26 protein-coding genes are annotated in these 22,836 nt (G+C 53.3%); 8 read left to right on the forward strand and 18 right to left on the reverse strand.

Annotated features, from left to right (window positions below; all coding sequences use genetic code 11):
- Nucleotides 1-104: 104 nt before the first annotated feature.
- The 8 genes from J0A66_RS03320 to ccoN form a co-directional block, all read right to left on the reverse strand.
- Nucleotides 105-776 carry a sulfite exporter TauE/SafE family protein gene (locus tag J0A66_RS03320; RefSeq protein ID WP_206572374.1) on the reverse strand — a complete coding sequence of 224 codons (672 nt, stop codon included), beginning with the start codon at nt 774-776 and terminating at the stop codon, nt 105-107.
- Nucleotides 766-945: a cbb3-type cytochrome oxidase assembly protein CcoS gene (gene ccoS, locus J0A66_RS03325; RefSeq protein ID WP_206572375.1), complete on the reverse strand. Its 180-nt coding sequence runs from the start codon at nt 943-945 to the stop codon at nt 766-768. Before ccoS ends, J0A66_RS03320 begins: the two co-directional genes overlap by 11 nt.
- A 3-nt stretch (nt 946-948) precedes the next feature.
- Nucleotides 949-3,315 carry a heavy metal translocating P-type ATPase gene (locus J0A66_RS03330; RefSeq protein WP_206572376.1) on the reverse strand — a complete coding sequence of 789 codons (2,367 nt, stop codon included), beginning with the start codon at nt 3,313-3,315 and terminating at the stop codon, nt 949-951.
- A 12-nt stretch (nt 3,316-3,327) separates the two neighbouring features.
- Complete coding sequence (locus J0A66_RS03335) at nt 3,328-3,819, reverse strand: FixH family protein (protein ID WP_206572377.1); 492 nt, start codon at nt 3,817-3,819, stop codon at nt 3,328-3,330.
- 99 nt (nt 3,820-3,918) lie between these two features.
- Entirely contained in the window at nt 3,919-4,878 is a 960-nt protein-coding gene (ccoP, locus tag J0A66_RS03340; RefSeq protein ID WP_206572378.1) for a cytochrome-c oxidase, cbb3-type subunit III, read from the reverse strand.
- Nucleotides 4,871-5,062 carry a cbb3-type cytochrome oxidase subunit 3 gene (locus tag J0A66_RS03345; protein WP_206572379.1) on the reverse strand — a complete coding sequence of 64 codons (192 nt, stop codon included), beginning with the start codon at nt 5,060-5,062 and terminating at the stop codon, nt 4,871-4,873. The genes ccoP and J0A66_RS03345 overlap by 8 nt, the downstream gene beginning before the upstream one ends.
- A gap of 1 nt (nt 5,063) precedes the next feature.
- On the reverse strand, nt 5,064-5,669 hold the full coding sequence (gene ccoO, locus J0A66_RS03350) for a cytochrome-c oxidase, cbb3-type subunit II (RefSeq protein ID WP_206572380.1): 606 nt from the start codon (nt 5,667-5,669) through the stop codon (nt 5,064-5,066).
- Nucleotides 5,670-5,683: 14 nt separating this feature from the next.
- Entirely contained in the window at nt 5,684-7,111 is a 1,428-nt protein-coding gene (gene ccoN / locus J0A66_RS03355) for a cytochrome-c oxidase, cbb3-type subunit I (protein WP_206572381.1), read from the reverse strand.
- A 245-nt stretch (nt 7,112-7,356) separates the two neighbouring features.
- Between ccoN and J0A66_RS03360 the strand changes: the two genes are divergently transcribed.
- Complete coding sequence (locus J0A66_RS03360; protein WP_206572382.1) at nt 7,357-7,824, forward strand: hypothetical protein; 468 nt, start codon at nt 7,357-7,359, stop codon at nt 7,822-7,824.
- Here J0A66_RS03360 and J0A66_RS03365 read toward each other — a convergent pair.
- The 4 genes from J0A66_RS03365 to J0A66_RS03380 form a co-directional block, all read right to left on the reverse strand.
- Complete coding sequence (locus J0A66_RS03365) at nt 7,811-9,385, reverse strand: cation:proton antiporter domain-containing protein (RefSeq protein ID WP_206572383.1); 1,575 nt, start codon at nt 9,383-9,385, stop codon at nt 7,811-7,813. The genes J0A66_RS03360 and J0A66_RS03365 overlap by 14 nt on opposite strands.
- Before the next feature lie 159 nt (nt 9,386-9,544).
- On the reverse strand, nt 9,545-9,685 hold the full coding sequence (locus J0A66_RS03370) for a hypothetical protein (RefSeq protein WP_206572384.1): 141 nt from the start codon (nt 9,683-9,685) through the stop codon (nt 9,545-9,547).
- Between the two features lie 174 nt (nt 9,686-9,859).
- A complete protein-coding gene (locus J0A66_RS03375; protein WP_206572385.1) occupies nt 9,860-10,291 on the reverse strand; it encodes a hemerythrin domain-containing protein in 432 nt (143 codons plus the stop codon).
- A gap of 143 nt (nt 10,292-10,434) precedes the next feature.
- Entirely contained in the window at nt 10,435-10,812 is a 378-nt protein-coding gene (locus tag J0A66_RS03380) for a YbaN family protein (RefSeq protein ID WP_206572386.1), read from the reverse strand.
- Nucleotides 10,813-10,928: 116 nt separating this feature from the next.
- Between J0A66_RS03380 and J0A66_RS03385 the strand changes: the two genes are divergently transcribed.
- The 4 genes from J0A66_RS03385 to J0A66_RS03400 all read left to right on the forward strand — a co-directional run bounded on the left by J0A66_RS03385 (nt 10,929) and on the right by J0A66_RS03400 (nt 14,240).
- Entirely contained in the window at nt 10,929-11,318 is a 390-nt protein-coding gene (locus tag J0A66_RS03385) for a DUF1428 domain-containing protein (protein ID WP_241264004.1), read from the forward strand.
- Nucleotides 11,319-11,384: 66 nt separating this feature from the next.
- On the forward strand, nt 11,385-11,576 hold the full coding sequence (locus J0A66_RS03390) for a zinc ribbon domain-containing protein (protein ID WP_206572387.1): 192 nt from the start codon (nt 11,385-11,387) through the stop codon (nt 11,574-11,576).
- A gap of 150 nt (nt 11,577-11,726) precedes the next feature.
- Nucleotides 11,727-12,020, forward strand: coding sequence for a high-potential iron-sulfur protein (locus J0A66_RS03395; RefSeq protein WP_206572388.1), 294 nt, complete (start codon nt 11,727-11,729; stop codon nt 12,018-12,020).
- Nucleotides 12,021-12,104: 84 nt separating this feature from the next.
- On the forward strand, nt 12,105-14,240 hold the full coding sequence (locus J0A66_RS03400) for a diguanylate cyclase domain-containing protein (RefSeq protein WP_206572389.1): 2,136 nt from the start codon (nt 12,105-12,107) through the stop codon (nt 14,238-14,240).
- Between the two features lie 400 nt (nt 14,241-14,640).
- Here J0A66_RS03400 and J0A66_RS03405 read toward each other — a convergent pair whose 3' ends face one another.
- Entirely contained in the window at nt 14,641-15,945 is a 1,305-nt protein-coding gene (locus J0A66_RS03405) for an aminotransferase class V-fold PLP-dependent enzyme (protein ID WP_206572390.1), read from the reverse strand.
- Nucleotides 15,946-16,040: 95 nt separating this feature from the next.
- Here J0A66_RS03405 and J0A66_RS03410 point away from each other — a divergent pair, with 95 nt between their 5' ends.
- Nucleotides 16,041-17,255 (forward strand): amino acid permease, encoded by a 1,215-nt coding sequence (locus J0A66_RS03410; protein WP_206572391.1) that lies wholly within the window; start codon nt 16,041-16,043, stop codon nt 17,253-17,255.
- Between the two features lie 111 nt (nt 17,256-17,366).
- Here the strand turns inward: J0A66_RS03410 and J0A66_RS03415 are convergent, their stop codons facing one another.
- A complete protein-coding gene (locus tag J0A66_RS03415) occupies nt 17,367-17,834 on the reverse strand; it encodes an EF-hand domain-containing protein (RefSeq protein ID WP_206572392.1) in 468 nt (155 codons plus the stop codon).
- 280 nt (nt 17,835-18,114) lie between these two features.
- Between J0A66_RS03415 and J0A66_RS03420 the strand changes: the two genes are divergently transcribed.
- Entirely contained in the window at nt 18,115-18,387 is a 273-nt protein-coding gene (locus J0A66_RS03420) for a hypothetical protein (protein WP_206572393.1), read from the forward strand.
- Nucleotides 18,388-18,420: 33 nt separating this feature from the next.
- Here the strand turns inward: J0A66_RS03420 and J0A66_RS03425 are convergent, their stop codons facing one another.
- From J0A66_RS03425 to J0A66_RS03440, 4 genes are all read right to left on the reverse strand, one after another.
- Nucleotides 18,421-19,803, reverse strand: coding sequence for a patatin-like phospholipase family protein (locus J0A66_RS03425; protein WP_206572394.1), 1,383 nt, complete (start codon nt 19,801-19,803; stop codon nt 18,421-18,423).
- Nucleotides 19,800-20,033, reverse strand: a complete 234-nt coding sequence (locus tag J0A66_RS03430) for a hypothetical protein (protein WP_206572395.1) — start codon at nt 20,031-20,033, stop codon at nt 19,800-19,802. Before J0A66_RS03430 ends, J0A66_RS03425 begins: the two co-directional genes overlap by 4 nt.
- A 395-nt stretch (nt 20,034-20,428) precedes the next feature.
- Complete coding sequence (locus J0A66_RS03435) at nt 20,429-21,076, reverse strand: hypothetical protein (RefSeq protein ID WP_206572396.1); 648 nt, start codon at nt 21,074-21,076, stop codon at nt 20,429-20,431.
- 158 nt (nt 21,077-21,234) lie between these two features.
- Nucleotides 21,235-21,978 (reverse strand): TrmH family RNA methyltransferase, encoded by a 744-nt coding sequence (locus J0A66_RS03440; protein ID WP_206572397.1) that lies wholly within the window; start codon nt 21,976-21,978, stop codon nt 21,235-21,237.
- 225 nt (nt 21,979-22,203) lie between these two features.
- Here J0A66_RS03440 and rlmE point away from each other — a divergent pair, with 225 nt between their 5' ends.
- Nucleotides 22,204-22,824, forward strand: coding sequence for a 23S rRNA (uridine(2552)-2'-O)-methyltransferase RlmE (rlmE, locus tag J0A66_RS03445; protein WP_206572398.1), 621 nt, complete (start codon nt 22,204-22,206; stop codon nt 22,822-22,824).
- Nucleotides 22,825-22,836 lie beyond the last annotated feature (12 nt).

Consider the following 22,836-nt stretch of genomic DNA (forward strand, 5'->3'; position numbering starts at 1 on the left):
GTTAGACAGCTATAATCCGGGCATGATTACCCGTTAGGATAGCACCTTTTACTGAGGAAGAAATCAGCCCGTGGTCAGATTATGGTCGTATGCCATAAACCGACTCAGGTCACGCGCAGCAAAGCATTGCCGAGTATCACCAGTCCGGTTATTGCCAACAACAGCGCAATCCAGCGTTTGGTGGCAGGATGTCGCAACAGGCTTTGCAACTGGTGACTGAAACTGCCCAGACTCAGCAGGGCCGGCAGGGTGCCCAGACCAAACAGCAGCATGATCCCGGCGCCCTGGTGCCAGGAACCGGCCGCCAGACTCCAGCTCAGGGTGGAATAGACCAGGCCACAGGGCAGCCATCCCCAGATTATTCCGTAGGGCAGCGCGGCCAGCGGATGCCGGAAAGGCAACAAATGTTTTGATACAGGAACCAAAGGTTTCCACACGATGGCTCCCAGTTTTTCCAGCCAGGCCAGGCCCCGCCACCAATTACCGATGTACAACGCCAGTAACAACAGGAAGAGACCACTTAACAGATTAAGCCAGACGATCCCCTGTTCGACGCGGTGAGAAAACATCGCCCCCAAACCGCCGGTCAGCGCCCCGGCCAGACTGTAACTCAACAGTCTACCGGCATGGTAGCTGACCATGTAGGGCAGGGCTGCCCGCTGTCTGGGAATGGAAAAACTCAAAGCCCCTACAATACCCCCACACATGGCCACACAGTGTACACTGCCAGCCAGCCCAATCAGAAAAGCGGCCCCCAGGGAGAGACTACTGTCCATCTTTATCCTGCGGCTTGTCGGTTTTGTCATCCTGCTCGTCAAACAGAATGCTGTGTCCCTGCCGCTCAAGATCTTCAAACTGTCCGGATTTTACCGCCCAGAAAAATAGGATCACTGCCAGGGTCACCAGCAGGATAGCGATAGGGATCAAAATATATAGAATTCCCATTCTTTACTCGTCTTTCAGCAATTGCACGGAATTGGCCACCACCAGGATGGAACTCAGTGACATGCCAATCACACCCAGCCAGGGGGTGAGATAACCGGTCACCGCCAGGGGCAGCACCAGCAGGTTGTAACCCAGGGCCCAGGCCAGATTTTGGATCACCTTGCGGCGAGCCCGTGCTGCCATCCTGAACAGCTCGGGGAGTAAGGTCAACCTCGGGTTGATGAGGATAATATCGGCGGCATTGCGAGCCAGGTCAGTTGCGCCGCCGACGGCAACAGAAACATCCGCCGCTGCCAGCACCGGTGTGTCATTGATGCCGTCACCCACCATCATGATCTTTTTACCCTCTTGCTGCATCTGTTTTATCAATGCCAGCTTTTGCTCGGGGCGACACTGACTGTACCATTGCTGTACACCCAGACTGTTGGCAATCTGAGCCACGTTGGCTTCGGCATCGCCGCTGATAATCAGGGTTTGGTGATGTGACAATGCCTGAAGGGCGGATTCTGTCCCCACACTTATCTGATCTTTGAGTTCAAATCCCGCCAACAAGCCAGAATCTTCCTCGAGCAATACATTGGCTTGTTGCAGGGCCTGGGGCACCTCATGTTGCATCAGATTGGCACTGCCCAGCCGGTAATGCCGCCCGGCAACGTTTCCACTCAGACCAAAGCCAGGCAGGATCTCGACCTGACTGGCCCTGCTGACGGGTAAATTGTCGAAGGCCCGGCCCAGGGGATGCTCGGAATGAGCTTCCAAGCCGGCCGCAATGGCAAGGATGTCGCTGTCGGCCCGATCACTGAGATTCCGCCATCTGGCGATACTGAACCGGCCCTCGGTGAGGGTGCCGGTCTTATCAAAGGCCAGGGTATCGATATGTACCAGTGACTCAAGGAGATCGGCCCGTTTCAGCAGGATTCCTTGACGATTGAGTCTGGCCATTGCACAGGTGAGGGCAGAAGGGGTGGCCAGGCCCAGTGCACAGGGGCAGGTGGCAACCAGTACCGAGATGGTGATCCAGAATGCCTGCGGATTGCCCTGCCAGGACCAGTAGCTGTAGGTCAGCACAGAGATTATCAGTACCAGGCTGACAAAATGGCCGGCAATCCGGTCGGCCAGCCGGGAAATGGCCGGCTTGCTCATCAATGCCTCGTCCTGGAGGCGCAGGATCTGGCTGACCATGGCTTCCTTAAGGGGACGCACCACCCTGACCAGGAGGCTGCCTGACTGATTGAGCGTACCTCCGTAAAGCATGTCGCCGACCTGTTTGCGCACCGGTTCAAACTCGCCGCTGAGCATGGACTCATCCACATAGCCCTGGCCCTCCAGAAGCTGTCCATCCACCGGGATGGTTTCACCGGGGCGGATCAGAATCTGTTGGCCCTTTTGCAGGGACTTGGCCAGGACATTGTGGGTCTGCTCCCCCTCTATCAGGGTGGCCGTGACCGGCATATACTTGCTCATATTGGCTGAAATCTGCGCTGCCCTGTGCCGTGACCGGTGCTCCAGATAACGGCTGATCAAAAGCAGGAAAATGAACATACACACGGATTCGAAGAAGACTTCTCCTTCTCCTTTGACCGTGGCCATTGCGCTGGATAAGAACAAGGCCCAGATGGCGATACTGACGGGCACATCCATATTGACGGTTCTGGCTTTAAAGGCCCGCCAGGCACTGGCATAAAAGCCGGCCCCGGAATAGATCACCACCGGAAAGGACAAGGCCAGACTGACCCAATGTAGAAAGGCCTTGATGTCTTCATCCAGATTACCGAACAGGCCGAAATACAGGGCCACGGCAATCATCATTACCTGCATGCTCATCAGACCCGCCAGACCCAAGCGTTTCAGATAAGCCTGACTGGTTTGCTTAAAGCTCTCTTCCTGCTGCTGAGCCAAAAAGGGCTGGGCGTGGTAGCCGATTTTTTCAATGGCGCGAAGTATTCTGCTCAATGACAATTCTTGTGCGTACCAACTTACCAGCGCCCGCCGGGAACTGACATTTACGGCAATCTGTTTGATCCCGGGTAATTTAGTCAGTTGCTTTTCAATCAGCCAGGCACAGGCAGCGCAACTGATACCTTCGATACTCAACTGGATCTGTCGTTCCTCGCCGTGGCTGACGACAAATTCTTCCTGCAACTCGGGGCGATCATATAAGGCCAGCTTGGCAAATATATCCTCCTGACCTCCATCGGCCTTGTCCGCCGCTTCAGTACGAAAACGGTAGTAATCCTCCAGGCCGTTACCGACAATCGCCTCGGCGACCGCCTTACAACCGGGACAGCACATGGGCCGTGGCTCGCCAAGCACGTCGGCGGTCAGGGGAGAGGAATCAACAATATCCAGATGACAATGATAACAACGCATCAATTCTCCGCCTCAGGGACGAAATACAATGGGGTCTTGCCGGGGGAGTCCCACTTCCTGCAGGACTTTCCATTCTCCGTCAAAAGGGGTCAGCGTCAGGTGCCACTTGCCTGCCAGGGCGTTGGGAAGCTGTGCGCTGTAAGCCCCGTCGGCATTTTGTGTCAGCAGCAACTGGAAATCCTTGTCCTTGAGGGTGGGATGCTGAAAATACAGGCTGAGGGCTTCACCGGAAGCTGGTGCTCCCTGCACAAAGCGCAGGGTAATACGTTGTCCTTCGAAGTGAATAAGACTGTCGATGCCCAATTCTCTGGCACGCTGGATCTTTTCCAGGCTCAGATTGATGGCTTTGCCTTCCTTGTAATAATCATCGATGACCATACTGTCCTGCCCACTGGTCGCCAGTAGCAGCATTTTGGTACTGAGAATGATGGACACCAAAGGAATGGCGATAAGAAACCAGGGCCAGAATTGCTTGTACCAGGGTGGGGGGGGCGCGTCTTTCATTTTATTCAGTCTTACCTGTAAGTCATTGGTAGGGCAGAGCGGGCAGAAGCTGATAAAAAGAAGCCCCGCTTAGCGAGGCTCCTTATACCAGAATTTGATCTATTCGTCCTTGCCCAGCGACAGACTATAAACATAGGCCGTGACCAGATGGACCTTCTCTTCACCGAGAATGTCTTTCCAGGCAGGCATGACACCGTTACGCCCCTCCAGAACGGTCTCCATAACAGCCTGCTCACTGCCGCCGTACAGCCAGATATTGTCGGTCAGATTTGGGGCGCCGAAGGCATAATTGCCCTGGCCATCCTGTCCGTGACAGGCGGCACACACGGCAAACCTGCTCTGGCCCGCCTCGGCTAAATCCGGGTCGACTTTTCTGCCGCTCAGTGACAGGGCATAAGCCACCACTTCCTTGACTCCCTGTTCACCCAGAGAGTCCTTCCAGGCAGGCATGGCGCCGCGACGGCCTTCCATCAGCGTTTGCTTGATTTCGGCGGGGCTGCCGCCGTACAACCAGTCATGATCAGTCAGGTTGGGGAAACCCCGCTGTCCCCGTGCGTCGGAGCCATGGCACTGGGAACAATTCTGCAGAAACAGACGCTGTCCCACTTTAAGGGCTTCAGGATCCCTGGCCAGTTCTTCGATGTCACGCTTGGCGTAGGCTTCGAAGATAGGGCCAAAGCGTTCTTCGGCCGCTGCAATGGAGCGGCTGTACTCATTAAGATTGCCGTTGGCCAGGTCCTGGGCATGCGCTTCCCTGGACGCTTCCAGACTGCGGATATCCTGGTTGGAACTTTCCCAGCCCAGCAGCCCCTGGAAGTTACCCAGGCCAGGGTACAAAGCCAGATAGATCACCCCCCATACGATGGTCACGTAGAACATGATGGTCCACCAGCGTGGCAGGGGGTTGTTGATTTCGACTATGCCGTCGAAATCGTGGTGCATATCGTCCCCTTCCTTGACGCCCGTCTTGTTTTTCAGACACCAGCGCAACAGAAGGAAACAGCCCAGAATGGTTCCCAGTGAAATCACAGAGATCCAGATGCTCCAAAAGCTACTCATTGTTAGATGACTCCCGCTTTTTCAGGTTTGCCTCGGGTTTAATCTGCTTCTCGTCGTCAAACACCAGGTTTGCCGCTTCGTCGAAGCCCTTCTTTGCACGTTTACTGAACGCCCAAACCACGATGGCGATAAAGATGACAAATATGGCCACAGTCCAGATGATGTTTACTGTTACCGGATCCATGTTATTTCAGCGCCGTACCCAGGGATTGCAGATAGGCAATCAGGGCCTCCATTTCCGTCTTGCCTTTTACGGCCTCCCTAGCACCGGCGATATCTTCATCGGTATAGGGCACACCAAAGTCACGGAACACTTCCATCTTTTTGGCGGTCAGTTCTCCATCCAGCGTATTTTCAGCCAACCAGGGGAAGGCCGGCATGTTGGACTCGGGCACCACGGCACGGGGATCCATCAGGTGTACTCTGTGCCAGTCATCGCTGTAACGTCCCCCTACGCGGGCCAGGTCAGGGCCGGTGCGCTTGGAACCCCACAGGAAGGGGTGCTCCCAGACGGTTTCACCGGCTACCGAATAATGTCCGTAGCGTTCAGTTTCGGAGCGGAAGGGACGAATCATCTGGCTGTGACAGCCCACACAGCCTTCGCGGATATAGATGTCCCGGCCTTCCAGTTGCAGGGCGGTATAGGGTTTAAGACCTTCCACGGGCTCAGTGGTCTGGCGCTGGAACATCAGCGGGGTGATTTCCACCAGTGCGCCGAAGCTGATGACGATCAGGATCAGCACCACCATCAGGCCGGTATTTCTTTCGATTAAATCATGTACGTTTCTCATTACGACCTCATCCCTTACGCTGGTTGGGCTTCAGCCTGCAGGCTGTCTTTGGGGGCACGGATGGTGCGATAGCAGTTGTAAGCCATGATCAGCATACCGATCACCACAAACAGACCGCCGAGGAAACGCACGAAGTAGAACGGCTTGGAGGCTTCGATACTTTCGATAAAGCTGTAAGTCAGGGTGCCGTCCGTGTTGACCGCTCTCCACATCAGCCCCTGCATTACGCCGGAGATCCACATGGCCACGATATACAGCACCACGCCGATGGTCGCCAGCCAGAAGTGGACGTTTATCAGTCTGACGCTGTACATCTTCGGCTGTCCAAACAGGATGGGGATCAGGTGATAGATGGAGCCGATAGACACCATGGCCACCCAGCCCAGGGCGCCGGAGTGTACGTGTCCAACCGTCCAGTCTGTATAGTGGGATAGGGCGTTGACCGTCTTGATTGCCATCATGGGACCTTCGAAGGTCGACATGCCATAGAAGGACAGTGACACGATCAGGAAACGCAGAATGGGGTCGGTGCGCAGTTTATGCCAGGCGCCAGACAGGGTCATGATGCCGTTGATCATGCCGCCCCAGGAGGGCACGAACAGGATCACCGACATGACCATGCCCAGGGACTGAGTCCAGTCGGGCAGGGCAGTGTAATGCAAATGGTGAGGACCGGCCCAGATATACAGGGAAATCAATGCCCAGAAGTGTATTACGGACAACCGGTAGGAATACACAGGACGACCTGCCTGCTTAGGCACGAAATAATACATCATGCCCAAAAAGCCCGCAGTCAGGAAAAAGCCCACTGCGTTGTGCCCGTACCACCATTGCACCATGGCGTCGACGGCGCCGGCGTAAAGGGAGTAGGACTTGGTGAAGGAGACCGGGATGACCATGCTGTTGGCGATATGCAGCACCGCAACAGTCAGGATAAAGGCGCCGAAGAACCAGTTGGCCACATAGATATGGCTGACCTTACGTATGATCATGGTGCCGAAGAAGTTGATGGCATAGGCCACCCACACCAGGGTGATCAGAATGTCGATAGGCCATTCAAGCTCGGCGTACTCTTTGGAAGAGGTCATACCGAGCGGCAACGTGATGGCCGCGGCCACGATCACGGCCTGCCAGCCCCAGAAAGTAAAGGCTGCCAGTTTGTCGCTGAACAACCGGGCCTGGGAGGTGCGCTGGACCACATAATAAGAAGTGGCAAACAAGGCGCAGCCGCCGAAGGCGAAAATTACCGCATTGGTATGCAGCGGTCGCAAACGCGAGTATGTCAGCCAGGGCGTATTGAAATTCATCTCTGGCCAGATAAGTTGTGAGGCGATTAATACGCCCACTGTCATGCCGACAATTCCCCAAATCACCGTCATGACGGCAAATTGTCGCACTACTTTATAATTGTATTCGGGATGTGCTCGACTGGATTCACTCATTGTCTTGGATCTTCCGCTGCTTGTAGATTGATTTGCTACCCGTTAAAACATAGGTAAAAAACCAGAATCCGCCAGTTGCAAATTGAATGTTGCAAGGATGTAAACGCTTGAAATTCAACTTATAACTGGGGGTACTTCGGGCGCGAATAATAAGGTTTTTACCCCTAAAAAGATACCCCAAAGGGCCCTTGATTGATCCTGGTCAATGATTCAGACTGTTTTGCCACCCAAAGCGCCGGAATAGCATGTTGAAACGCCCCGAGCTGATCAAATTGTCCCTGGTCATTGCGCTGCTGGCCATGGTGCTGCTTATCGCCCTATGGTTGCAAGAAAACCAAAAAGAAACAGCTTTAGATGATTCAGACTGTCGCCTGGAAAACTCCGCCTGTTCCGTGCAGTTAGAAGGAGGAAACCTGGAGGTTGAGATACTGTCCAGGCCCATCCCCCTCGAAGAGCAAGTGATCATTGATTTCCAGTTGCCGTCAGGGGCAGAGTTGCTCAAGGCCCATATCGAAGGAATCAACATGTATATGGGCCGGATCCCGGTCCTTCTGGAACGGCTCGATGCCCAGACTGTCCGGGGCCAGACCTTTCTTGGCAGTTGCAGTGAACCTTCGATGAAGTGGCGCCTTATCCTGGTTTTGCAGGTCCCTTCCCAGGCGCAGCCGGTGACCAGGCAGTTTCAGTTCAGTACGTCCATCAGGCCGGTTTAGCCTTGAGCAGCAGCAGGCTTTCCTCGGCAAAACCGGTACCGGCCTCAGTGTAGAAGTTAAAGACGTGGTCGATGCCATGTCTGAGCATCTCCAGTCTTTCGTCTTCATAACGGGCGATAGCGGCCAGTTGTCCCCGGTAGCCGGCACTGCGCAACTGATCATGTATATGGCGGATATCCTCAGTGGAAGGCAGGGCCAGCAGCACCAGATCCACATGGGACAAATCCATATTGTCCCAGAGATCCGCGTCTTCCCCGTCACCCAGCATCACCTGCATGCCCTGCTGTTTTTGCCTCTCAATACGATCCCGATCTGCATCCATTCCCCAGACTGCCTGTCCCAGAACTTCTGACAGCGCCAGGAATGCACCTTTGCCAACCCGGCCCATACCCACTACCAGGACCCTGGCACCATCAGGCTGGACATAGATATCCTCTGGCAGGCGACGGGACTTTTCGAATCGCTTAATGCCTTTCTGCCAACGGCTGTACCCGCTATGAGCATGCCGGTAGATCACACTGGTCAGGACGAAGGAGAAAGAGACCGCTAACGCCAGTACCACCAGCCATTCTTTGTTCAGCCAGCCCAGGTCGGCGCACAGGGCCACCACAATCAGGCCAAACTCACTGAAGTTGGTCAGGGCCAGACCGGCAAGGTAAGCCGTGCGTCCCCGCAGGCGCAATCCGGCAAACAGCAGGAAAAACATCAGGAACTTGAGCGGTAGCAGCAGACACAGCATGAGCGCCAGCAGCAACATGTTCAGATCCGGCAGGGCGGTAAAGCCAATTGACAGGAAAAAGCCAATCAAAAACAGATCTTTAAAGCTCATCAACGCTTTATTTAACTCTGTTGCCTTCATATGACTGCTCAGAAGGATGCCCATCACCAGCGCACCCAGATCACCCTTGATGCCCACCAGGGTAAACAGCTCATAGCCGCCCAGAGCCAGAAAGAAGCCGGTCAAGGGCAACAACTCACCGTGACCGGACAACTGCACAAGGCGATTTAGCAGGGGCCTGATCAGAAACAGCACCAGCAATGCAAAGGCATAAATGGACGGCACCTTCCCTGTGGCGGCAACCAGAAACAGAACAGCCAGAATATCCTGCATAACCAGCACGCCAATGGCCAGTTTGCCATGACGGGTTTTGATTTCACCTGCCTCTTCCAGCAACTTGACGATGCAGACAGTGCTGCTGAAACTCAGGGCAAAGCCGAGTAAGGCGGCGGACTGCCAGTCCAGCAGGGCAAAATAGGCAAGCGATAAGCTACCAAGGCCAATACTCAACGCACTGAGTAAAGTGGTCCAGACCAGCATATGCACCCCGGTACCGGCCCAGACTTCCCGTTTAAGCAGGTCCCTGACGTTGAGCTTCAGGCCAATGGTGAACAGCATCAGGGTGATACCCAGATCGGCCAGCGCTCCAAGGGTTTCATTGGGCTGTATGCCAATAAAATTAAGAAAGAAACCGGCTGCCAGGAAGCCAATCAAGGGTGGCAGATTGAAGAGCTTGACGCCAAGGCCGCAGAGAAAAGCGAACAGGATCCAGATAAAGTCCATTATTGCGTATCAGCCTCTGTTGCATTACCGAACGGGACAGGGACTATAGGTTAATTGAATTTCAGACAGATAATCAAAAACTTATGCGGGAAGATCCAAACATGCTTGATATGTATCAACTCAAGGACAGAACAGAGCGAGGAATGTCTATGCAGACAATTACAGGATCAGGCTCTGTAATTCCCTGAGAAGCTCCTGCTCCTTGATCCTCGATATGCCCAATTCATCGACAATCTTATCGCGGTGGATGGTGGCGTCGGAACTGGGATAGGACGTCGGAAACGTTGAGGATGGCAGCACAGGGTGTCAGCTTTTCACTTGAAAAGGTTATGCGTAACTTCTTTTTGGCCAGTAAACCGCAATTATTCAAGGACATACAATATTCTTTGTGCTTACGCCGCAATCTTAGCATTCAGACGCACAACACTTGTCAGCCGGCACGTTCTGGGCTGATATTCAGCTCATGGGCCCCTGTCAGTCGTCCATGGCGCGCAGTATGTTCAAAGTCGTCTCGGCATCGAAATATCGGTCACACAGGGGATAAAGAGTAAACTCGTCATTTTCAAAGTGATCGGTAAGCCGGTATTCCAGCTGCTGTTCGATATCCGGCACATCCTGCTTCAGTTGCAACGCCAGCGACAGGTCTGCAACCAGGCTCCGTATCTTTTGATGTTCCTCGTCGGCTTGTTGCAGTGACTGAGCCAGTTGCTGTCCGCCGTAGTTCGCCAGTGCCGGCATCAGTAGCTGGCTTTCCCAGCCCAGATGCCGGTCCAGCCCACGTTTGAATTGTTCAAACAACTGCCCCGCGTATTGTGGGTCTTTATGGCGATGTTTACGAAAAGCGCTGAACAGTAATTCCAGCCTTTGCTGGTTAGCACTGAGATACTGGGTAAAAAATTGTTTCATCTGTGTCATCACCATCACGAGCAGCAGGGCGTCAACGGCCGCGTCGCTCTGATTGTTAAGGATTGTCGGACTCAGTTTAGAGGCAACGTCAGCGGGCTGATTTAATCTAAATCAAACTTGATGTAATTAGGGCGCGTTCATTTTCAGGAACGGTGAGAATTTTCAGGACGCTTCCAGAGCCACAGAGCCACCCCCGGCAGTATGAAGGTGAGGGAGAGCTGCAGCCATAGGCTGGCAGACGATATCCACACCGTCACCAGACTGATAGTCATCATCAGGCTGGCCAGATACTTTGCCCGGCGGGGTATGGCACCCTCGCGTCGCCAGTCGTGGATACCAGGACCGTATCTGGGATGTTCCAGTAGCCAGGCTTCCAGTCTTGGCCAGCCTTTGCCGGCAAACCAGGCGCTGAGCAGCACAAACACTACGGTCGGCAGGCCGGGCACCACCAGGCCAATCAGGCCGATTATCAGAGAAGTTGCCGCCAGAAAGCGCCAGAGCAGCGTGGTTATCCAGATCATGGGGCGTAACATCAGACATCAATGGAGCCATGCTAGCATATTCGTCTTTCCTATCTCCTGATGCAAACGATGGACTACCATTACTCGTCCGGGTCTTGGATTGGCCGGAGGGACAAATGACACAGAAATTGGAGCAACAGATGGCAAATTACGTGGACGGATATGTACTGCCGGTACCCAGAGAAAAACTTGAGGCTTACCGGAGTATGGCGCAAAGGGCAGGGGAAATATGGCGGGAGTATGGGGCCCTGGAGTATTGCGAATGGGTGGCCGAGGATGTGCAACCGGGTAAGGTGACCTCCTTTCCTCAGGCCGTACAATTGCAGGACGGGGAAACTGTGATTTTTGCCTGGATCACATACTCATCGAAGGAGCAAAGGGATGAAATCAATGCCAGGGTGATGAAAGATCCAAGACTGGCCGACATGATGGACCCGGCGACCATGCCTTTCGATGCCAGTCGTATGTTCTGGGGCGGTTTTGACAAGCTTGTTCAACTTAAATAGTGAAGACCGCCAACCAATGTCCCGGCGCGGTATAGTGACAAAACTGTCAGCCAATGGAGGAATGGAATGAGCCTGACTCAATCTGTGGTATTCGAATGCCCTTACTGCATGACACCCAATGATCTGGAAGTGGACAGCCTGCATGACCTTGACCAGCAACAAATTGTGGACTGCCAGATCTGCTGTCAGCCGATAGAACTGGTTATCCGGGAAGAGGGGGGAGTCTTTGAGGTTCAGGCGCAACGGGAGGACGACTGAGTCTTTCTGCTAGTGGAGAATGGGCCCGCTTGCGGCTAGGCTTAAGGAGTCAACCTGTAATGATAAGGCTCGCTTTCGTGGCGGGCCTTTTTCATTCTGAAGGTTCAGGAAATGACAATCGTTCTTTTTCAGGAATAACGGAGATCCTAAATGAGTAACATCAACAGACGAGACTTTATTAAGGTGTCAGGTGGATTACTGATTGGCCTGACAACCGGGGGACTGTCCCTTCGGGCCAGGGCTAAGGAGAAGGTCGACATGGATAATCCGACCGTTAAGGCGTTGAAATATGTGCATGAATCGCCAAAGGACGATCAGAATTGCGCCAACTGCATGCATATCGGCGGTGAAGCCGGACAGGAGTGGCGTCCCTGTGCGTTGTTCCAGAACAAGCTGGTCAGGAGCGAAGGCTGGTGTACGGCCTGGGTTAAAAAGCCGGGTTAAAGAGGTTTGGTTACGCAATTGGCCGTAGCAGCTACCGGCAGTTTGCTTATAATGAGGTACTGTTGTTGATGTACTGGAACCGCTGTGTCCCCTGTGGTTGGTCGATTTGTAGTTATTCTGTTGGTTTCTTTGCTCAGCCAGAGTATTTGCCTGGCGCAGAATACGCTCGGGCTGGTCACTACAAAAAATATCCAGGAAGCCCGACAGCAGGGCGATCTGGATTTGGCAGACAAGTTGGCGGAGCAATATCTGCAAAGCGCCCTTGAACAGGGGAACCGCACAGAACAGGGCAGGGCGTGGATGGCCATGGCAGCCAATGCTATGGAGCGCAATACTTATCCTCTGGCTCAGGAGCGCCTGCAACAGGCACTGGCCATTTTTCAGGAACAAGGAGAAAGGAAGTTACTGGCTGACGCCTATCGCCAGATGGGGCGCTCTTATCGGTACCAGTCCAACTACCAGCCGGCACTGGATTATGTCTATCTGGCCATGCAGATCTACCAGCAGTTGCAGGACAAAGCGGCCATCAGTGATGCTCACAGCAATATCGGCGTGATCCTGGAAAAAATGGGCCAGTACCAGGAGGCTATTCTGGCCCACCAGAAAGCGTTAGAACTCTTTCATGAGCTTAATGACGCTGAGGGCATCGCCACCACCATCTTTAATCTGGGTGACATCCACCGGGTCCTGGGTGACCATCAAACGGCACTGGACTACTTCCAGGATGCACTGCGTCGTGATCTCGAGGCCGGCACACCCAAAGAAATCGCCTACAGCCATAACAAACTGGCTTATCAATACAGCACCCTGGGCAATTTTGAGCTGGCAAGGGAACATATAGAAAAGGCCATCCGCCTGTTCGAACAGATCCAGGCGCCACGGGATCTGGACTGGGCTATGACCACCCTGGCCAGACTGGAGCTGGAAAGTGGCAATCTCAGTTCTGCCAGACAAATTCTCGAGGGAGTTATCCAAAGAGCACGGGAAAACCTGTATCTGAGCCTGCTGGTCGATGCCTACCGGATGGCGGCAGAAGTGGCCTTGAAGCAGGAGGATAGTGCAGGGGCGCTGACCTACATTGATGCGGGTGTCATTCAGGCTAGAGAGAATGTTGAACGACACGACGAAGCTCTGCTGGAGTCCCTGCGCGTCCAGGCCCACCTGCAACAGGACGCCATGAAAGAGGCGTTCCAGGCATTGGAAAGGCAAAAGCAACTGGATGATGCTCTGCTGGACGAGAAACGCATGAGTACCATTGCCACCGTCCAGGCGCAGACAGAAAATATCCGACGGGAGCAACAGATCGAGCTGTTAAAGAAAGAACAGGCCCTGCAACAGGCCAAACTGGAACAGCAGCGCCTCTCGCGCAACCTGTGGATCACAGGGCTTTTAGCCTGCTTTATTATTCTTTTTATGTTCTACAAACGTATCAGTCAAAGGCGCCTGAATGCCAACCTGACCAGGGAAGTGGCCAGGCAGACGGATCAACTGCAGAAGCAAAATGCCGAGTTGGAACGGGCTTACCTGAAAATGGAAGCCATCAGCCTGACAGATAAACTGACTGGACTGAACAACAGGCGCTTTCTGGAAAGCCATATTGAGGCGGATATGGAGCATTGCCGACGTCTCTACCAGGATTGGCACACCGGCAAGGCCGAGCGCCCGCACAATGCCGACTTGGTGGTCTTCCTGCTGGATATGGATAACTTTAAGGGGCTAAATGACCAACACGGTCATCTGGCTGGAGATGCCGTGCTGAAACAACTGAGCCAGCGTATGGAACAGGTTTTTCGTCATTCCGATTTTCTGGTTCGCTGGGGTGGCGAGGAATTTGTGGCCGTGGCCAGGTTTATCAGTCGCAGCGATGCCAGGCAACTGGCCGAACGACTGCGACAGACCATTCAGGACGGGCCTTTTGCATTGGGCAACGGACAAACCCAGCAACAGACTGCATCAATAGGTTATGTTTGCTACCCACTGGATGTTGAAACGGATGGCAGGGCAACCTGGCAGACTCTGATGGGACTGGCCGACACCTGCCTGTATGCAGCCAAGCAATCCGGGCGCAACCAATGGATAGGCATCGAAAGTCTGCGCCAGGAGCCTGGGAATCTGCAAACATTGCAAACCCAAAGCTTGCCTCAATGGTACGCTCAGGGCAGGGTAGAACTGGGCTGCTCCCTGACCGATCCTGAACAGATCCAATGGAGCAATCCCTAGGGCGTGTTTATCTTGCACATTGGCCTCTGTTGAGAGCGAAAATCCACTCAATCAAGGCGCGAGTAACGCCTTTAGCCATCTAAACAAGTTGGGATCAACGCGGAGTGAGGGATTTTCAGCCTCAATCCTCCTTCGGGCTGGGATTATTTTTACTCGTATCAGCCCTGATACTCGCCGACAAGCGGCCGGCCAAGCCGTTAATAAATGCTCCGGGCATTTTTTCCGTCCAGCGGCGAGATATGAAATATATCCCTATATTTCACCGCTTCGCTGCTCCAGTGGGTTCCGTTCCCATTGGTCAGTCGCTTATGTAGGCCCACTAAACCGCACTCTTTCTTCCTTGCCGGGCAAAAAAATGGCCTCCAGCAGCGCATCAATATGCAAGCTAAACACGCCCTAGTTAGGCGAGGGCACGGATGCCTGCCAGAGCCCGTTCAATTTCTTCTTCGTTATTGATCAGGCTCGGCGCAAAGCGGGCATAGCTTTGCCGGTAAGGTGTCGCGCTCATGATGATGCCTTTTTCATGCATGCGGCTGACCACCTCTTCTGGGCCCATTCCTTCCACCTCAAAACACACCAGCCCAGAGGAGAGGTCGTCAGATGCCGGCGTATGCAGTCTGACATGTTTCATGCCTGCCAGCCCTGCCTTGGTCTGACTGTTCAACTGGTGAATACGCGACTGGATCTTGTCCTTGCCCAGCGCCAGGTGCAGCTTGAAGGCCTCAGGCAATGCCCACCGGTGCTCGAAGGAATGGAATCCACCAGGTGTCATATGTTCACCTATGGGTACCTGATCCTGTGTACTGCCGCCCAGCCATACGTCATAGGAGCGGCTGAAGGACGGGATCACTGCCAGGCTGTTGTGCCAGCCACGTTCTGAACCCCAGACAAGGCCGGTACCGCGGGGGCCGAAGATCCATTTATGGGTGCCGGCGATAAAGAAGTCACAGCCCAGACTCGGCACATCTACATTCTCGATGCCAAATCCATGCACCCCATCCACACAGAAAACGATCTGATCCGCTTCTTCACGATCTGCATTAACCGAGTCAATCAGGTCAGCCATGGATCTTACCGGCAGCTTGACGCCGGTGGAGGAGTGCACCCAGGTCACCGCGACGACCTTGGTATTGGTTTTGATGGCCTCCTCCAACTTCTCAACAACCCCGGCTTCGGTGATCGTGGCGGAATCTTCGTACAGGGCAATACGCCGCACCTGGGCGCCGGTGCGCTCTGCGCGCAGTTGTAAGGACAAGTCGGTAGAATAGTGATCATGCACTGTCTGCAGGATTTCATCGCCCGGTCGCAGTTTAAGACCGCTGTAGACCATCGCCAGTCCCATGGTGGTGCTGTCGGTCAGGGCAATTTGCTCGCCTTTACCGCCCATGTAGCTGGCTGCTGAGGCTGCCACCTCTGCATCAATGGTCATAAAATGTTCGTGCCAGTAGTCCGCAGGATTCTCGTCAAAGGCCTGGCGGTGCCGTTCTATGGCATCGGCTACGGGCTTGGGGTGGGACGCCAGTAAAAAGGTGGCCAGGTGGATATAACTGCGGGTCAGGGCAAACATGTCCCGCAGGGCTGGCCAGTCCCCTGCCTTGATGTTAGCCGGAAGGGCAGCCATAGTGGAGGCATGGGCCGAAGGATTGAGTCCTAGCACAGCGGGCAGGCTCAGACTGGAGAGTTTGAGAAAATCACGACGTTTCATAGCGAGGCTCATTATCGCAGAGTGTGTGCAGTATAGGCCAAGATGCCGAAGCTGCACTGAATCTGCACGGTCTTCAATTTAACAGGGAGAAAATTGTGGCACTGGAAAAGTCATTGAATACCCCACTACTGACACTCTACGGCACTGGCACCATACTGGGAGCAGGAATATACGTCCTGATCGGAAAAATAGCAGGAGAGGCGGGCTACTGGATGCCATTGGCTTTTCTGCTGGCAGCACTGGTCGCGGCCGTCAACGGGATGGTGTATGCGGAGTTGTCAACCCGCCATCCAAGCGCGGGGGGACCCACTGAGTACGTCAAACAAGCTTTGAAGAGCCGTTGGTTTGCCAGTGTTATCGGATGGATGATCGTCGCCACCGGAGTTGTCTCTGCGGCTACCATCGCCAACGGCTTTGCCGGCTATCTGGCGGAGTTTGTCCAGGTGCCGGCCTGGTTGACTAAGAGCCTGTTGTTACTGACTTTAGGGGGAGTAGCCATCGCCGGTGCCAGGGAGTCTGCCTGGTTTATGGCGATCACAACGACTCTGGGGATCCTGGGGCTTTTATGGATCTTATACCTGGGCTTTATTGATACAAGCCTGGAGCAGGGATGGGAATCCTATCGAACAGCCACCCCCAACCTCACCGACGGCTCGGTATTGACCGGTGTGCTGGCAGCCACATTCCTGGCCGTGTACGCCTTTATCGGATTTGAGGATATGGTGCATGTGGCAGAAGAAACCGAAAAGCCCAAACGGGCTATGCCCATCGCCATCGTAATCGCGCTGTTGGTGTGCGCTGTACTTTATATTGGAGTTTCCATTGCCGCACTCATGGTGGTGGAGCCAGATGAACTGGCCAAGAGTGCCGCCCCTCTGGTTACTGTGACGGAGAAAGCGGGGTACGCCAAATGGCCTCTGGTGCTGCTCAGCCTTTGGATAATACTTAACGGGGCCCTGGCTCAGATCATTATGGCGACCCGGGTGCTTTATAATATGGGCGAGGGGCATGGGGCGCCAACCTGGTTTGGAAAGCTAAATAACAAAACTGCTACGCCAGTGTCTGCGACGGTGGTGACAACGCTGGTAATCCTGATTTTATCCGTGGCATTTCCTTTAAAGGCTTTAGCTTCCGCTACCAGCCTGATCATGTTGTTAATTTTTATTGCCTCTAATGTGGCGCTAATCATTCTGGAACGGCGCAAGGCCGATGCGCCCTTTGATGTGCCGGTCTTCCTGCCTTGGGTGGGATTAGTTCTCAGTCTTGCGCTGATGATCGGCAATTTCCTGGTGAAGGGCAGTGGCCACTGACAAGTTTTGAGTCGGGAAAGATGAAAGCCGGCCGAATTCAAACAGCCGGCGAAAAAGCCACCGGGAACTGATGGCATGCTGGAAGGGAAATCATATAAAGGCTTATACCAATCAACGCCTTACATAGGCCTGATATTCCAGACGACTCACTCGGCTGTCTCTGTTTGAGTCCACATAACCAAAGTGTTTTTCAATTTGATTGTCGTCGGCTTCTTCCAATGAAATATAGCCATTCTCATCCTCATCCAGGGTGGCGAAGTCATGCTCAATGGGGTCAAGCTTGGCCACCTTTGCGTCTTTTGCCGAATCGACCACATCCTGGTCTTCAGCCACCAGACCCGCATTGGCCTGCATGTAGGCATTGAATTCCGCTCTGCTGATTTCACCATCTGTATTGCCGTCAATCATGGCGAAATGCTCCCAGATCTCATCATCATCGGCTTCTTCCTTGGAAATATAGCCGTCATGGTCATTATCCAGGCTTCCGAACGTACTGCCTATCTTCTCCAAGTCGTTACCTGCACAGGCAATCAATGTGACGCTCATGGTCGAAAGAGCCAGTAAACCTAATTTTGTCATGATGTTTTCCTTCTGTTGCTAAAAGGCCCCAATCCGATTGGGTATGCATGGAAGCTTATTCAATGGACATGCCAAGATTGCCTGGATAGCAGCATCGCAGGGTCGAAACAGTTAGGGTGGTGCACACAGCCGTGATTGGTATAGAAATTTCAATCCTTGCGCAACAATTTCATTCTCTTCAGCCTTGGCAGCTCAATTTATGAGCATTCAGGTCAAATCTCATTGATAATGTAACGCTTTCAGGGTAGATGTACGTCCAAACGAGCAGACTGCAGTACCGATGAGAAAAGAAGAACAACTGGATTGGCTGGGCATGGAGCTGCCGAAAAAGCGCGGTGGCGCCAGAAAAGGGGCAGGGCGCAAGGCCTGGCGGGGAAAGACACAGGTAAAACGGGTGCCTGAACGTTATGCCGAAGCCATTGATGAACTGATTGCCCATCTGGATCAGATCCGCGGCAAAAACCGCCATAAGAGCGAACTGCTGGCCCGGGATCTGGATGACCGCCTGGTCAGGCTCACTCTGACGAGCAAACACCACAAGCAAACAGATTGATTTTGTAACATAAACAATGGGGTGACCCTGAACTTACTCGGGTTTAAGGTCGGTGAGAAGCTTCCGGAAACTTTCGCTCTGATTCAGTAATTGTCGGCCTGTGCGGATCAACAGGTCCACATCCCTGGCCGGTAGATTAAAGTTGGTGGGCAGGTTCTTCAGATAGTAGCGCTGAGCTTCATCGGCCACATGGTTAAAACTCACGTGGGTGAGGTAGATATCGGCACAGTAGACAGTGTTGCAACGCGCTCGGGGCTCAGCCTCCCTATCGAACTCACGCACGGCAAGCCGCAAAGCGCTTAGGGTATCAAAGCTGTAATTGTCCAGCGGTTTGGTGGCCGCCGTCAAAATGGATGTTACAAAGCCCGGCACACTGGCACTCTGATCCAAGTCCGTGGTCGGGTCGGTGGCGGCATCCACCACTATCACCACAAATTTACTGATCTTCTCCTGGTTGAAACGCTTAAGAATACTGTAGCTGACGCCATTATTCTCCAGCGCAAACAGCACAGAGCGCAGGCCCAGGTTATCTGCCACGCCCCCGTCCATCAGGTGGATATAAGGTCGTTCGGGTTCAAAGGATGCGGGGGCATAGTAGGAGCGCCGCCGGTCCACCATCTGGTAATTTTGCGGATTGAGCAACTGACTCTTGGCTGCATTAGTGACCCACAATGGCTCCCGGTAAGCGCAGCCCGGGTTCAGAGCATGATTCTGGTAGGTAAGGGGAGTCAGTAAGCCCGGAAAAGCCGAAGAGGTGGCCACAGCTCTGGCCACCGGCAGACTCAACAAATCGCTGCACAGCAGATCAAACTGATCCTGAACAAAAGGAAACTGGCCGCCGGTGGTCATATCGGTACCATTGACCATCACAAAGGGTTTGCCCAACTCCAGCATGGCCTGATAGCTGCGCTGGCCAAATAACTCCCGCTGATAGTAATCAAAAGCCAGATCCGAGCGGCCATACTCAAAGCTGGCCAGTCTGAACCAGTTAAGTGGATTGAGCAGTTCCTTGGTCAATTCCCATTCAATGTCCTTATACAGGAAACCATCAGTAAACCCCGGACCGAATACGCCATCGCGATAAAGCCCGTAGTACGCTGCGGTAAAACTGCCCCCCGATACTGAACTGATGATATCCACTTCATCCAGCAGGCGCTTTTCCTGGCCATGCCAGTCTATGGTGGTATCTCTAAAGGCTTCTAGCACCCCGTATGAAAGTGCAGCCGCACGGGTGCCCCCGCCTGAAAATGCCAGAATGATGAACAAATCTTCAGAATTGTCGGGATTGATACGTTCCACCTGATCATATCTATAGCCCTGGCTTGGATCGTATTGCGCCAGCGGTTTTGCATGGTGGAACTGCGCGCAGCCGCCAAGCAACAGGCTTAGAAACAATAAAACCGCTGCGTGTTTCATGGCGAATGAGGATCCTTGTCGAGGAAAGTGATCTCAAGGGGACAGTCGTAACTGGTGTTATCTATCAGGATTTCATGCAGACAGGGATAAAAGGTGAAGTCCGTTTTCAAAGTGATGGTATGAAAACCGGCGCTGACACGCAGCGTCTTGTTTACCAGGCCGATATCTGTGTCATCCAGCAAAACATGCGCCTGGATATCGGCAGAGAAATGTACGAATAGATATTCCATGTTCCAGCCCTGAGTCGTGGGATCCTGCATACGGCTGATAGAACAGGTTGAAGTCCCATTAAGTGTTAAACCATGGGTGCACAATTCGCAAGGTGCGCTGCCGGGATCTGAGTAACTTCCTACAGGAAATCTGCCGGAGGATTGCTTAACACAATTGCTCAGATTTCGCGTAGCAGCATCCAACACCGGCCAAAGTCTCGTCTCAGTTAAGCACTAAAAACCAAGAAGGGGACATGTTTTAAGTAAATACACACATTTCCATTAGTACGCTCAATATCAACATATTGCATTTAACATAATATACATTACAGGAATATGCATAGTCTCTAGAATGGGAGCCGAAGCTCCCTCAAGTCTGATTGGTTTTGTAACGAATTCAGGTTTATCTGAGGCGGCTATCTCTCTGTTGCTCCGGCATCCTTAACTTCAGAGATTCCGGTGATGATGCGCATATACTCCTCACTAGCCTGGTCACGGGTTTGTACCGTGCGCTTTTTGGTTTGCTTGCAGGCCAGCCAGCCCTGATTGAAACTGTGCTTAAGTTGGCTGAGCAGATATCGCTGACTGGATGGTCGCAGATTGAGCTTGGCCAGCAGCAACTTGCCCTGGTCCTGGTTATCCAGGCCACTTGGCATTTCGGCTACTGCCTGTTTGGCGCTCTCCAGCTTTTCTTCCGGGTCCAGCAGATACTCCAGCACCAGATCGTAATTGTCCCCATTCAGCCCGGCATTAACTGCGAAGGCCCGAAGCCGGTCCAGGGTCTGGCTCTTAATGGTCAGGCTGGTCAGATTGCTTAAATAGCGCTGCTTATACTTACGCCATTTGGCATTTAAGCGTGTATAGCATGGCGCAACCAGCAACCCTTTTAGCTGCTTCATGGCCTCAGCCGGATCCGTTCTCCCCAAATCCGGCAGGTTGGCATCCGGCACAATGAAATCTGCCGGTTTAATGGCCTTTTCAAGCAGCCCGGTACCAACAAACTTCTGCCAGAGCCTTTTCTCCGGATTTTCGATTTGAGTCTGTGATGGTGGTCTGGAAGTCATATTTATTGTGACATGTCACATGTGGAATCGGTGGCTTCCACTCTAAAGAAGTTGTTGCTTGTGTGCAATGAGGGTGTTGTGACAGGTCACAATTTTAGCGGTAGCTTCAAAATATTACTGGTGGTGTGAGCCGCTTGGTGCGGCTCAGCATCTGGCCGCTAAACCGACAACTGGTACATACAAATACTGACGGCGCTGGCCAGATTCAGTGAGTCAATATGGCCGCTACCCTGGATTGTAAAAGCATCGGCCTTAAATCCTGCCAAGGCCTCGGTGGGCACGCCGCGGGCTTCGTTACCAAACAGATAACAGTCGTAATTAAAAAATTCGCTTCTGTTGATACGGGTCCCCTGCATATCGAGGTAAGCAAATCTGTTAAAGCGGTTTGGCAATTGGCTGAGTTCCACCTCCAGCTCCAGGGGTACATGGAAGATGGCGCCCATGCTGGCCCGGACCACTTTTGGATTAAAAGGATCGACGCTGTTGGGACTGAGCAACAAGCGAAAACCGCCAAACCAGGCCAGGGTTCGTAATATGGTACCCAAATTGCCCGGATCCTGTATTTCGTGCAGATAGACACAACGTTTGGCCTGGCCAGGAGCAACTGCCGGGCGGGTTAAATCCGGCAGGGGTACGCAGGCAATAATCCCCTGGGGCGTTTTTGTGTCGCTGATATGGGCCATTTGCCTGTCATTAAGGGTAACCAGCGTGAATTGGCTATCCAATTGCCCTGCCCATTGCTGATACTTTTGTGTTACATACAGCACGGTATTGTTCAGACCCGGCTGAGTTTTTGCCGCTTTGGCCAGCTCAAGAATCAGGTGCTCTCCTTCCACCAGGTAGCAGCCCAGTTGGGCGCGATATTTTTTCTGATGGAGCTTTTTAACGTCGTCCAGTTTCATTGCAGCTTGCCTTTATTCTTTTAAGCACAGGGTAATTGAGAAAAACCGATGCCGTGATACTACTCAGCCCATGCTTGCCAGTGGGGATACAGTTCTTCGGTGGGGTGGATTGTATCGCCCTGCCCCCTTTAAGTCAGGCAAAAAGCGCGCGGCGGGAACTTGCAAAGCCGGTCTGCGGGCTTACAATAAGCGCCGTTTTCAGCGTTATAAGCAGCAGACTCAGCCATGGCCCGATCAAAAACCAGTAAAAAATGGATGGACGAACACGTCAACGATCCCTACGTCAAAAAGGCACAGGTCGACGGCTACCGATCCCGGGCCAGTTATAAGCTGCTGGAAATCAATGAGAAGGACAAGCTGTTTCGCCCCGGCAGCGTGGTGATGGATCTGGGCAGCGCCCCCGGCGGCTGGTCGCAGGTGGTAGCGCCGATAGTCGGCGATTCAGGGCGACTGATTGCCTCCGATATCCTGCCTATGGACAGCATTATCGGAGTGGACTTTATCCAGGGGGATTTTACCGAGGAAGCGGTTTACGAGCAGATCCTGCAAGCCCTGGGCGACAATAAAGTGGATGTGGTGATCTCAGATATGGCCCCTAATCAGAGTGGCGTTAAAACCACCGATCAGTATGCCTCAATGCATCTGGTGGAGCTGGCTCTGGATATGTCCCGTAACGTACTCAAACCAGGCGGTTGCTTCTGTGCCAAGGTGTTTCAGGGCGTGGGCTATGAAGAGTATGTTAAAGACGTACGCAGCTCCTTTGACAAAGTCCTGGTGCGTAAACCCGCTGCTTCGCGCCCCCGCTCCCGGGAAGTCTATCTGGTGGCCAAGGGATTCAAAGGCTGACACCGCTCCCGT

It is taken from the genome of Bowmanella dokdonensis, assembly GCF_017254865.1.
Classification (GTDB): domain Bacteria; phylum Pseudomonadota; class Gammaproteobacteria; order Enterobacterales; family Alteromonadaceae; genus Bowmanella; species Bowmanella dokdonensis.

Coding starts and splice junctions, on each gene's coding strand:
- J0A66_RS03425 (WP_206572394.1), bottom strand. CDS start 19,803: ATGAAACACGCAGCGGTTTTATTGTTTCTAAGCCTGTTGCTTGGCGGC.
- J0A66_RS03395 (WP_206572388.1), top strand. CDS start 11,727: ATGAGTAACATCAACAGACGAGACTTTATTAAGGTGTCAGGTGGATTA.
- J0A66_RS03330 (WP_206572376.1), bottom strand. CDS start 3,315: ATGCGTTGTTATCATTGTCATCTGGATATTGTTGATTCCTCTCCCCTG.
- J0A66_RS03420 (WP_206572393.1), top strand. CDS start 18,115: ATGAGAAAAGAAGAACAACTGGATTGGCTGGGCATGGAGCTGCCGAAA.
- ccoN (WP_206572381.1), bottom strand. CDS start 7,111: ATGAGTGAATCCAGTCGAGCACATCCCGAATACAATTATAAAGTAGTG.
- J0A66_RS03375 (WP_206572385.1), bottom strand. CDS start 10,291: ATGAAACAATTTTTTACCCAGTATCTCAGTGCTAACCAGCAAAGGCTG.
- J0A66_RS03430 (WP_206572395.1), bottom strand. CDS start 20,033: ATGGAATATCTATTCGTACATTTCTCTGCCGATATCCAGGCGCATGTT.
- ccoP (WP_206572378.1), bottom strand. CDS start 4,878: ATGAGTAGCTTTTGGAGCATCTGGATCTCTGTGATTTCACTGGGAACC.
- rlmE (WP_206572398.1), top strand. CDS start 22,204: ATGGCCCGATCAAAAACCAGTAAAAAATGGATGGACGAACACGTCAAC.
- J0A66_RS03360 (WP_206572382.1), top strand. CDS start 7,357: ATGTTGAAACGCCCCGAGCTGATCAAATTGTCCCTGGTCATTGCGCTG.
- J0A66_RS03415 (WP_206572392.1), bottom strand. CDS start 17,834: ATGACAAAATTAGGTTTACTGGCTCTTTCGACCATGAGCGTCACATTG.
- J0A66_RS03320 (WP_206572374.1), bottom strand. CDS start 776: ATGGACAGTAGTCTCTCCCTGGGGGCCGCTTTTCTGATTGGGCTGGCT.
- ccoO (WP_206572380.1), bottom strand. CDS start 5,669: ATGAGAAACGTACATGATTTAATCGAAAGAAATACCGGCCTGATGGTG.
- ccoS (WP_206572375.1), bottom strand. CDS start 945: ATGGGAATTCTATATATTTTGATCCCTATCGCTATCCTGCTGGTGACC.
- J0A66_RS03390 (WP_206572387.1), top strand. CDS start 11,385: ATGAGCCTGACTCAATCTGTGGTATTCGAATGCCCTTACTGCATGACA.
- J0A66_RS03345 (WP_206572379.1), bottom strand. CDS start 5,062: ATGGATCCGGTAACAGTAAACATCATCTGGACTGTGGCCATATTTGTC.
- J0A66_RS03335 (WP_206572377.1), bottom strand. CDS start 3,819: ATGAAAGACGCGCCCCCCCCACCCTGGTACAAGCAATTCTGGCCCTGG.
- J0A66_RS03435 (WP_206572396.1), bottom strand. CDS start 21,076: ATGACTTCCAGACCACCATCACAGACTCAAATCGAAAATCCGGAGAAA.
- J0A66_RS03380 (WP_206572386.1), bottom strand. CDS start 10,812: ATGATCTGGATAACCACGCTGCTCTGGCGCTTTCTGGCGGCAACTTCT.
- J0A66_RS03440 (WP_206572397.1), bottom strand. CDS start 21,978: ATGAAACTGGACGACGTTAAAAAGCTCCATCAGAAAAAATATCGCGCC.
- J0A66_RS03385 (WP_241264004.1), top strand. CDS start 10,929: ATGACACAGAAATTGGAGCAACAGATGGCAAATTACGTGGACGGATAT.
- J0A66_RS03405 (WP_206572390.1), bottom strand. CDS start 15,945: ATGAAACGTCGTGATTTTCTCAAACTCTCCAGTCTGAGCCTGCCCGCT.
- J0A66_RS03365 (WP_206572383.1), bottom strand. CDS start 9,385: ATGGACTTTATCTGGATCCTGTTCGCTTTTCTCTGCGGCCTTGGCGTC.